Origin of the sequence: Vibrio cyclitrophicus (genome assembly GCA_023206055.1) — a bacterium.
In the GTDB taxonomy this organism is placed as follows: domain Bacteria; phylum Pseudomonadota; class Gammaproteobacteria; order Enterobacterales; family Vibrionaceae; genus Vibrio; species Vibrio cyclitrophicus_A.
On sequence record CP065366.1, the window covers coordinates 822,743 to 834,000 of the forward strand.

Sequence of the window (11,258 nt, forward strand, 5' to 3'; positions counted from 1 at the left end):
TTTTTATAAATTCAAACAGCTACAGCTAGGCCATTTCACATGTGAAGCATACTCTTTGATGGACTTATTAAGGACAGATAAGAGAATCCATCATGTTAAAAATCAAATATTTGGCGACAGTAGTTGGCTGTACTTTAGCAGCACACAGTTACGCGTCTTTGAACATTCAACCTGATCCGCAAAACCCGAATGGCTACCTTGTTGAAAAGTCGGCATTACAAGCTGCTGAACAAGCGAAAACATCCGATCCTATGTATGCGATCTGGTCACAAGCATTACAAACTCGTCCCAATAGTATTGTTGAAGCTATTGAACCGGGTTTAGCCTCGAATCCTGAAAACGTGAAACGAGTCGAGCGTGTATTCCCTCAATCTGAATGGGACTTCCTCACTCAAATGGCTGCGCCAGAATACACCTACACTCGTTTCTTACGTGCGATTGGTAAATTCCCAGCCTTCTGTGGAGAGTACACCGATGGTCGCGACTCTGATGCTATCTGTAAGAAATCCATCATCACCGCTTTTGCTCATTTCTCACAAGAGACAGGTGGGCACATCGCGATAGACAACACCTCTGATAACCCATTAGCTCTCGAAGAATGGCAGCAAGCGCTGGTACATGTTCGTGAAATGGGGTGGTCTGAAGGCCAAGAAGGCTACACGACAGGCTGTGGCCAGAATGATTGGCAAAATGCGCGCTGGCCATGTGCCGCAGGTCAGGGTTACTTCGGGCGTGGTGCTAAACAGCTTTCTTACCACTTTAATTACGGTGCTTTCTCGGAAGTGATGTTCGATGGCGATGCAACGGTACTGCTGAATAATCCGGGCTTAGTCGCGGATTCTTGGTTGAACTTGGCTTCTGCTATTTGGTTCTTCCTAACCCCACAAGCACCTAAACCAGCCATGCTGCATGTTATTGACCGCACTTGGACGCCATCTCAACGCGAATTGGATGCGGGGATTGGTTATGGCTTCGGTACCACCATCAACGTAATCAACGGTGGTATTGAATGTGGCGAGCAGAACAAAGATAAAGGCCAACCGGTTAACCGTATTCGTTATTGGGAAGGGTTAGCAGCACACTATGAAATCCCTGTAGAAGCGGATGAAGCGAATACTTGTTGGCAACAAACGCCTTACGGAAGCTTGAATCTCAATGGAGCAACCGATGTGTTGTACACCAACTGGGATGGTAACTGGAAATACTACGCAGACCGCCCTGAAGGCTACTCGTTTGAGTGTGAGCTTGTTGGCTTCCAAACGGCTTATTCCGCGCTGGTGGCAGGCGATTACGAGAAGTGTGTGACCAATTTCTATGGCTCTCATGCAAGCTGGCCGGAAGTGAAAGTGGTCGACAAGCTTGATCCGGTAGACCCAGGGACTGATCCGGGTGGTAACGGTTGGAGTGCGACTAAGGTTTACAACGCTGGTGACCAAGTGACTCACAACGGCGCAACTTATGAAGCGAAATGGTGGACACAAGGGGATGACCCTGCCAATGGCGGCCCTTGGAAGTTGATTACTGGAGAGCCAACACCACCCGTAGTCACCGATCCTGCGCCAGTCGATCCTACGCCAGTCGATCCTACACCTGTTGATCCTGCTCCGGTTGACCCAACACCAGTTGAGCCGCCTGTCGTAGTTGACCCATCGGTGTTTATCACATGGGAAGCGGGCGTTAGCCAAGTGAGTAACGGTGACAAAGTGACACATAACGGTAAGTGCTTCGTGGCTAAAAATGGTCCGGGTGTTTGGGAGAGCCCTGTTCAGTCGAATTGGTTCTGGGATGAAATCAGTTGTAATTGATAGTCTGAATACCGAGAAGGCGGTTTAAACGATACGTCTATAGCGATATAAATAATCAAAAGCCGAAAGTTTCTACTTTCGGTTTTTTTTCGTTTCGAACTTGGTGGCCTAGGAAGGGCTATTGGTCTATTTGGCTATGTTGAAGCGCATTTAAAGACTAATTGTCCAGTTAGAGAATAAAGTCCTGTACAAATTGCGGGTGTGAATTTATATTCAAATTTAATTTATATTTATTCTTTATTTTTAGGCTTAAGGTGTACCTATGGAACAGACAGATATCACGTCACTCATCCCCATTGTGATTACTTTGGTGCTGTCGTTGGCGACAAGGAATGTTGTGATAGGCCTTTTTGCTGGCGTGCTAAGTGGTGTTGCGATGCTGACTGGCATGTTTAGTGAACTTAACCCGCTTGATACGTTTGGTACCATGGTTAAAGGTTACTTAGTCCCTCAATTAACTGACAGCTACAACGCTGGCGTTATTATGCTGTTGGTGTTCATCGGGGGCTTTGTTGCCTTGATGGAGAAATCGGGCGGTGGCGTTGCATTTGCAAAGCGAGTGACTCAATGGGTAAGCAACAAATGCCAAGCTCAAATCTCAGCATGGTTTGGGGGAATCGTTATATTTTTCTCAGACTTAGGCACTCCGTTAATTGTTGGCCCTGTTTTTCGCCCTCTTTTCGATAAACTAAAACTCTCAAGACAGAAGCTAGCATTCATCATTGATTCAACCTCATCGCCCGTTGCTATTCTTATCCCTTTCATTGGATGGGGCGTTTACATCATGAGCCTGATCCAAAAAGAGTTTACGGCGTTAAATGTCAACATGTCTGACTGGGATGCGTTCATAGGTGCGATTCCTTTTCAGTTCTACGCATTCCTCGCGATTTTCATCGTTCCGTTAGTGTCCGTTAAAGGTTTAGATTTTGGGCCAATGGCAAAAGCCGAGCGTGATTGCCAAGCGGGAATCGATACTGGCGTGAATAGCGACTCACTGAATCCGTTCTCGCATAAAAATGCAAAGGCATCTTTTGTTTGGGCTCCATTGTTAGTGATGCTGGTGGTGTTGTGTGCCATGTTAGTTCCACAAGGATTCCCATTTCAAAAAGTTGCGGGTTCGTCATTCAGAGCGGCTTTATCATCGGCTTATTTCTTTGCCGCGATTACCTTAATCTCGCTAATGGCTTACTACGGCGTAAGAAAGCTTTCAGACGGTGTTTCTGTGTACTTAAAAGGCATGGGAAACATGATGCCAGTCGCGATCATCTTGGTGTTGGCTTGGGCGTTAAGCACTGTCGGTAAAGAGTTGGGCGCAGCGGCTTATATTGCCGAGCAGGCACAGAGTGGTTTTCCATACTGGTTAGTACCTGCGGTCGCATTCTTGCTGTCTGCCATTATTTCATTCGCAACGGGATCGTCGTGGGGAACCTTCGCGATAATGATGCCATTGGTTATTCCAACTGCGATTGCGATTGATGCTCCGTTACTCGTCGCAATTGGTGCTGTGTTATCGGGTGGCTTGTTTGGTGATCACTGCTCACCGATCTCTGAAACCACGATTCTTTCTTCAACAGGGGCAGGGTGTGACCAGTTTGAACATTTTAAGACACAGCTTCCTTATGCGTTGATGAACGGCTCTATCGCTTTGGTTAGTTTTGTAGTGGCAGGCTTTACAGGAAGTGCATGGGTGGTTCTAGGTGCGCTTGTTGCTCAGCTTATCCTTGTGACTCTGTTAGCTAAGCGCGATGCAAGTAAAAACGCTTCTTCAGAAGTTCAATCTCAAGTGTCTGAATCTAAAGCGCAGCAAGCGTAATTTAAGATATCCAAGTAGGGACGAGATTCCAGATATCTCGTCCCTCGATTCTGGAATGACGATTCAATGAATAGATACGGGATGCGAGTAAACGAGTAACGAAAAGCTCGCCCTCTATTGTCTACGTTTGCTATTAAGGGAGCGCTTACTCAAATCTAAAGACTCTTTTCGCATCCCCATTCGTTTATCGTACCTAAACAAACCTCGTCATTCCCTGCAGTGAGGGACGAACGCGATAGGGAATCTCCTGCGTGTGCAGTAAATAGTTATATCTAAAGTAGATTCCAGATATCTCGTTACTCGCATCTTTTCACTACGTGATAGGGAGCTCGCTAACCTATAATTTCTGTGAATTGATTGGCGTGGTTATGAAACTGATTTTCCATAAGATCATTTACACAATCTTAGTTTTCGATAACTGGATTACCTAGTTGTACGATTTATAGATTAAAATTTTCTGATAACTTTTATCGTTTTTTTTTAATTAACCACTTTAATAAGGTAAATTCGCAATGTCGACCAAACTAGCTAACCCAGCGCCACTAGGCTTAATGGGTTTCGGTATGACCACTATTCTTCTTAATATCCACAACGCAGGTTTCTTTCCAATCGATTCAATGATTCTTGCTATGGGTATTTTTTACGGTGGTTTGAGCCAAGTTATCGTGGGCACAATGTGTTTCAAACGTGGTGACACGTTCGGTACGACAGCATTTACTTCTTACGGCCTATTCTGGTTGTCTTTGGTTGGTTTGATTGTAATGCCTTACATGGGCCTACCTGCAAGCCCTGCTGCATTCATGGGTTGGTACCTGTTACTATGGGGCATCTTCACAGGCTTCATGTTCATCGGTTCTCTATGCTACCCAGTTGCTAAGCAAGTAGTATTCGGTTCACTAACTATCTTGTTCTTCCTACTTGCAGCTCGTGATTTTACTGGCAGCGAACTGATCGGCACTATCGCTGGTTTTGAAGGTATCTTCTGTGGCGCTTCAGCTATTTACTTTGCAATGGCGCAAGTAATCAACAACGAATACGGCCGCACAGTACTGCCTATCGGTGAGAAGAAAGCACCTCAAATGGCAACACAAGAAATCGCTGCTTAATACTCTAACTCGGGAACAGTTAGTTTGTTATAAGCCGTTTATTGGTTATGAATAAAACAAAAGGGGTTAGCCGAAATGGCTAACCCCTTTTTTATGCGTTACTAATAGCGCTATTTGTTAAAGCAATCCATTTTTTAAGGCACAAGCTTAAGCTGAAGGTTGCTCTACAGGTTTAGTGTCTGCAGCTTCTGCTTCAGGAGGCTTGCCTGTTTTTCGCTTGTACTTCTCTTCCCAGTAAGTCGCACCTTTAATGCCTAGTTTTACAGGGTTGAACGTGTACTCAGTCACACCTTGCTTCTGCTGTTCTTCGTAGTCAGCTAGAGCTTTAAGCGCAGGCTTAGACATGAAGAATATGATCAGAATACCAACGATGTTTAACCATGCCATCAAGCCAACACCAATATCACCCATTGCCCATGCAAGGTTAGCGGTTTTAACTGTGCCATAGAAAACTGCAGTGATAAGAACAAGCTTAAGTACGAACATCATGCCAGGGATCTTGATGGTACGACGTAGGTAAGCAATATTCGTTTCTGCGATGTAGTAATAAGCAAGAATCGTTGTAAATGCGAAGAAGAACAGAGCAAATGCGATGAATGGCTTACCAATGCCTGGTAGTGCACTTTCAATAGCAAGTTGTGTAAATACAGGACCATTTGCACCGATGTTTGCTGCTAGGTTCTGAACAAGGAATACACCCTCAGCGCCACCGTGAACGTTGTAAGCTCCAGTGATGATGATCATGAACGCTGTAGCAGAACATACTAAAAGAGTATCGATGTAGATAGAGAACGCTTGTACCAAACCTTGCTGAGCTGGGTGATCAACACTTGCAGCCGCTGCCGCGTGAGGACCTGTACCTTGACCCGCTTCGTTTGAGTAAACACCACGCTTAACACCCCAACCAATTGCAGCACCGAAGCCTGCCATAGGTGTGAATGCATCACCAACAATCATTGCGAAAACAGTTGGCACTTGGCTGATGTTTAGCAGAATGATAACGAACGCGATGATGATGTAAGCCAATGCCATGAAAGGAACAACGATCTGTGTGAAGTTCGCAATACGTTTAACACCACCAAAGATGATGAAAGCAAGGATGATAGCGACAACAGTACCAGTGAAAATTTTAGCAAAACTGAATGTACCAACAGCTGTTTCGATCATATCACCTGAACCAAATGCAGCTTCTACAGCGTTACCGATACTGTTTGACTGAACACCTGGAAGTAAAATACCACAAGCAAAAATAGTCGCGATTGCGAAGATCCATGCGTACCACTTCTGACCCATCGCTTTTTCAATGTAGTAAGCCGGACCACCACGGAACTGGCCTTCGTCTTCTTCTTTATAGATTTGTGCTAGCGTAGATTCTGCGTAAGCGGTCGCGGCACCAAAGAAGGCTACAACCCACATCCAGAATACTGCACCTGGGCCACCGAAACCGATAGCGGCAGCAACACCAGCAATGTTACCTGTACCTACACGGCCAGATAGCGAAACGGCTAGAGCTTGGAAAGACGAGATGCCTTTTGATGAGCTTTTACCCGATAGTAGCAAGCGCCACATTTCAAAGAAGTGACGGATTTGAACAAATCGAGTCATGATGGAGTAGAACAAACCTGCACCTAAACATAGGTAGATAAGTACTGGGCTCCAGATTATTCCATTCAAAAAATCAACGAATGACTGCATGAGTATTTTCCCTGTTAGTTTTGCTTATGATTGTTTTTCGAACAACACAATACTTCACTTGTAACCTGAGTGTTAAATTATTTAACTGCGTATTAGGGTTACTGTGACATAAAGCAAGTTATAGAGGGTGTTTGTTAATGCTTAGTGCTAATTAGATAATCGTCCTATTTGATCGCATATGCAACTGGTTGTGTTTTTTTTGGTGTTTTGCAAAGTGAATAAATAGTGATTAATACAGAAAGGGGATCTTGAGGTGATCATAAGAAACGAAATTGTGCAAAACAGCGGTTAAAGCCGTTTAGCATGAACGGCTGATTTAGGAGTGGTGGGATAAGTGGATTGGAGTATATCACCTGCATCGTGTCAGCTAGCAGGTCTAAGAAACTGTGCTTTTTGAAGGTTCGATAATTAAGGCTTTAATATTTACTTCGTGAAAGTTGCTAATTTGATGCCTGTTTCAAACAACCAAGAACCCTCGCGCCTGTAATTCTTTAGCGAACTCAGACTGAGTCTTTGGCTCGCCGTGAATCAAATGCACCTCTTTCGGTGGAGTTGTGATGCCCTCTATAAATCGGTAGAGATCCTCTTTATCAGCATGGGCAGAATAGCCGGACATGCCATGAATTTGAGCGTTTACCTCAACGTCTTTTTTATCAATAGAAACCTGCATTTCGCCTTGTTGCAGCTCTCGTCCGAGCGTCCCGTACGCTTGATAGCCCGCTAAAATGACATCGGTCCGTTTATCGGGAAGCAAGGCGGATAAGTAGTTCATTATTCTGCCGCCCTGACACATACCAGATGCTGCGACCACAATTGCGGGTTCACCTGTGGACTTAAGGCGATTAACGATTTTCTTGTGCATTCTATGTCCATCAACGGTAATGCATTGCTCAAAAGCGAGTGGGTGGCGTTTCAGTTCAAGGCGTTGCTTTGCTTCTTGTCCCCACAACTCTTTAAAACGTCGATAGGAACGTGTCACTTTCTCTGCCATAGGCGAATCGAGGATAATAGGAATATCGGCGCTGAGTTGATGCTCAAAGATCAGGTGTTCGATATCAAATAGTAGCTCTTGTGTTCGACCGATACTGAAGGCGGGAATTAGGATGACACCGCCATTGAGTAGTGAACGATCAATAATGGCTTTGAGACGCTCAGATCGCGTAACAATATCATCATGTGTACTGGTGCCATAAGTGGATTCGATAAACAGATAATCGGCTTGCTGTGGTGACTGAGGATCGGGCAGTAGTGGTGTGTTACTTGGGCCCAAGTCTCCAGAGAAGACTACGACCTCTTGGTTGGGTAACTTAATCTCGATATAGGCAGAGCCTAATATGTGCCCAGCGGGTTGAAAACGGGCATGCAGAGCATTTGGCCTATGGTGACCCTTTCCGTTGTTTTGCTGTTTAGACGTGATTGGAAACCAATCCCCGTAAGGCTTGGGAGCAATTAACGAATGAATCTTTTTTAGTATTAACTTCGATTGTTTATTGCTGAGCCCTTGTAGCTTTAAGCCATCTTCAATCATTAAAGGGGCGAGTTCAGCGGTGGCTTGCGTGCAATAAATCGGTTGGTTAAAGCCACTGGCGAGTAACCAAGGTAATCGGCCAATATGATCAATGTGAGTATGAGTCAGCAGCAGAGCGTTAAGGTGGGACGTTGCAAATTCAATATCAAGAGGACGTGCGTCCGAACCTTGAAAGAGGCCACAATCTATGAGCACCGATTGGCCTGAATCTCTTAACTCGTGACAAGATCCTGTGACCGTATGTTTACCGCCATGGTGAATTACTTCCATCGTTTACTCCCACTGCTCTATCAAGCCGTTAATGCCTGTTTTTATTTTGCGGATAAGCGCCAACAAATAAAACAAGAACAATGAGAGTTGCGATCGTTGAGTCTCTTTTTAAGTAACTGAGCGATGACTCAGTGTGTTCGTTGCGAGTTAGTTAGTAGAAGAACGGTCTGAATCAAGCTCTGGGTTTTGTTGTGATTCCAATCTAGCGACTTCGGCATCAAGCTCTGCAATCTTCTCAGCCATTAGCGCATGGCAGTGATTGGCCAGTTCTCTAGCGTCACTCAGTTTGTATCCAGACACATCAATAGGTTCAAGCATCTCGGTGATCACAATACCGTTGTTTAAGCGGTTAAAGTCGATTTTGTTGTGAGTGGTGCTCGTGCACATAGGGGTGATAGGCACACCCGCCTCAATTGCCATTCGGAAAGCCCCTGTTTTGAATGGCAGTAGTCCACGCCCTTTACTACGGGTTCCTTCAGGGTAAACCCAAACAGACAGATTTCTCTGATGAATCGCTTCCGCCACTTGCTTGATCGTATCGCGAGCTTTGGACTTATCTTCGCGGTTAATCATGATGTTACCGGTGATCCAATACAGCAGGCCAAAGAAAGGCACGTACAACAAATCGCGTTTGCCCAATGAAACAGTGCGTGGTCTTAGCATTCCTGGGTCGGTTACAAAGTCTAATATGCTTTGGTGGTTAGAGATGTAGACGCTGTTTTCCGGTGTAGGCGCATTATCTAGGCCGCGCTGCACCAGTTTTACACCGACGATCTTTTGTAGCTGGTTGAACCAACGACAGAAAACGTACACATGCTTAGGGTTCTTGGGGCTAAACAAGCAGTAAACAAAAGCACATAGAGTGGTGAAAATAATAAACACCGTAGCCAAAATAATACGAAGAACAGCAAGCACAATTCACTCCTTACTCACCGCAAGATTGCAGTGATTAAATAGTTTTAGATGCTTGAAGTTTTCACTCTATTTAACCGAATTGCAACAATTAACTGTGATAGGGGGCTATTTTTAGATCTTTATATAAAACAATGACTAACAATGGATGTTTGACACGGTTATCGAGCTTACACGTGTTCACCAGTAGGGAGGCATGTTCACCAATACTGTTTATTTGGATCCGACTTTTTTACCCATTCCGGATCTTGACGTGACTCTAAATAGAGTTGTAGGCCGTTATAGGACATGAAAGCTGCAGGGCCACCAAGATGCTCGAAATAGTCAAAATAATCATCTTCGAGTGAACAAAGGTGAGCTAAATCTTTAACGTTATTCATCATTGCCCATTGAATAGCGAACACCGGAGCCGTCGAACCTGAAATGCTGACCTCTTCGACATTTGGGTTGAACAGTGAGTTGGCTTGCTCAAGCTGTATCTCTTCTTGTTCAGACTCTTGTTGTAGCACCTCTTCGACGATCTCCGAGCGCTTGGTATTGGAGACATTCTTGTTTAGTTTGGCGATTCGCAACGCGTAGCTAAAACGGTCTGATGAAACGATGTCGACAAGCTGCGATAGCAGCTCTTTGTCTACGCCTGCTGCCTTGGTGAAGTAATCGATACACGAATTGATTGAAGTATAACGAGTACCGTCGAATTCAAAGCCACTGGTTTCGTCGTATACCTCAAGTGGGATGTCATCAACCGACAAAGGCCAGCCTTTATAATCGACGCGTTGCTTGGCGATTTGATACATCTTCCAAGCACTGCGCCCAAAGCCACCGAGCGTCGAACCCGAGAAATCTGAATCAATAAGCTCTTGCTCCGTCCAGTTCTCGCCGATGCCTAGGTGCTTAGCGTACTTGTCTATCAGAGTGTGTTTTATCTGATCGCGAACCGACCAAATTGAGGTCAGATTCTTTGAATAGTTAATTCTCGCACACTCATTACAAGCCGGCAGTGCTATCGGTGAATGGCCAATCTTGGCAACAGCCTGTGCAGTCTTAGGGAATTCAACAAGGTTACTGGAAGGCTCACCACAAAACCAACAGGTGTAGCGCAGGTTGAACGGGGTGTCTATGTGTGAGTATGTGTTAACTGTCAATTTTGAACCATTTCTGAATTATCGAGGTAGAGGTAGTGAGTCTTTACCTATGGGGAATGTCTTCTTATACCACTATAACAACCAGCGTTTTATATTCTTTGGATTCGCTAGGGTTAATTGGTACTTTTTGGGAGCTGAAGAGAGCTTCTTAGTATCTACGCAGACATCCAAACGTTTGAGCAAATACTTAATCAATGCTCGTCGACAGTCAATTGTAAATGGCGCATCATGCATCCCGTAGTCGACTTTCACTATTTGCTGTTGTGCTGGTGAAAGATGTGGATTTGGGATGATTTCGATTATTTCTTCTGTTGCCCAATCTTCATCGTCTTCGATGTTAATCTCCGATTGGTTGAGCAGCTCAGGCTCACCTCTAAATCGGCTCAATACAAAGTCTAAGAACATCTTTCTTTCTTCGCAATATGCTCTCACGTGCCAGCGAACCCCATCAAATACGATGGTGTGTGGAACGATATTTCGACCTCGCCCCTCAGGGTTATCCATTGAAACATACTCAATATCAACTCTACGCCTTTCTCGTGCTGCTTGTAGAAGTCTACGAACGATTATTGGGGCTATCTGCCTATCTGGGACTGAAAGGACAATAGAGTCAGCAAAGCCAAGATCTTTTAAATCAAAGCCGTCTACATGGTCACTGTTGTATTTGTGCAGTAGCGACAAATACTCGTTAGGAGTGCCTTTTGTAAACTTTGGCGCAAAATGATCAGTAAGACGGTAGCCTTTAATACTACGATCATGAACAAGTGGTGGAGAAGAGAAGTGCTCCTGATAAGCTTTGATGTCTCTAGAGGCTTGCTGTCGCTTAATGTTGAAAGAGTTACATAGGTGATTAGTAGTAACGCGACCTTCCCATAATGCAACAACCTCGATTAGTTTGAAGCGTAGTAACTGATCCCACTTTATTGTCATAACAATTATCTAATGCCTGAAAATGATACATGTTGATGTGTACAGAATATACGT

The 11,258-nt window shown here is 44.7% G+C and carries 8 protein-coding genes; 3 read left to right on the forward strand and 5 right to left on the reverse strand.

Features of this window, described 5'->3' with window-relative positions; translation table 11 throughout:
- Positions 1 to 92 precede the first annotated feature (92 nt).
- The 3 genes from ITG09_03645 to ITG09_03655 all read left to right on the forward strand — a co-directional run bounded on the left by ITG09_03645 (position 93) and on the right by ITG09_03655 (position 4,724).
- On the forward strand, positions 93 to 1,805 hold the full coding sequence (locus ITG09_03645) for a carbohydrate-binding protein (protein UPR52750.1): 1,713 nt from the start codon (positions 93 to 95) through the stop codon (positions 1,803 to 1,805).
- A gap of 262 nt (positions 1,806 to 2,067) precedes the next feature.
- Complete coding sequence (locus ITG09_03650) at positions 2,068 to 3,618, forward strand: sodium:proton exchanger (protein UPR52751.1); 1,551 nt, start codon at positions 2,068 to 2,070, stop codon at positions 3,616 to 3,618.
- 512 nt (positions 3,619 to 4,130) lie between these two features.
- Positions 4,131 to 4,724, forward strand: coding sequence for an acetate uptake transporter (locus tag ITG09_03655; GenBank protein UPR52752.1), 594 nt, complete (start codon positions 4,131 to 4,133; stop codon positions 4,722 to 4,724).
- 147 nt (positions 4,725 to 4,871) lie between these two features.
- Here ITG09_03655 and ITG09_03660 read toward each other — a convergent pair whose 3' ends face one another.
- The 5 genes from ITG09_03660 to ITG09_03680 form a co-directional block, all read right to left on the reverse strand.
- Positions 4,872 to 6,419, reverse strand: a complete 1,548-nt coding sequence (locus tag ITG09_03660) for an alanine:cation symporter family protein (protein ID UPR52753.1) — start codon at positions 6,417 to 6,419, stop codon at positions 4,872 to 4,874.
- A gap of 457 nt (positions 6,420 to 6,876) precedes the next feature.
- Positions 6,877 to 8,217, reverse strand: a complete 1,341-nt coding sequence (locus ITG09_03665; GenBank protein UPR52754.1) for an MBL fold metallo-hydrolase — start codon at positions 8,215 to 8,217, stop codon at positions 6,877 to 6,879.
- 147 nt (positions 8,218 to 8,364) lie between these two features.
- Positions 8,365 to 9,132: a 1-acylglycerol-3-phosphate O-acyltransferase gene (locus tag ITG09_03670; protein ID UPR52755.1), complete on the reverse strand. Its 768-nt coding sequence runs from the start codon at positions 9,130 to 9,132 to the stop codon at positions 8,365 to 8,367.
- Between the two features lie 197 nt (positions 9,133 to 9,329).
- A complete protein-coding gene (locus tag ITG09_03675; GenBank protein UPR52756.1) occupies positions 9,330 to 10,274 on the reverse strand; it encodes a hypothetical protein in 945 nt (314 codons plus the stop codon).
- A gap of 72 nt (positions 10,275 to 10,346) precedes the next feature.
- Complete coding sequence (locus tag ITG09_03680) at positions 10,347 to 11,204, reverse strand: WYL domain-containing protein (protein ID UPR52757.1); 858 nt, start codon at positions 11,202 to 11,204, stop codon at positions 10,347 to 10,349.
- Positions 11,205 to 11,258: the final 54 nt, after the last annotated feature.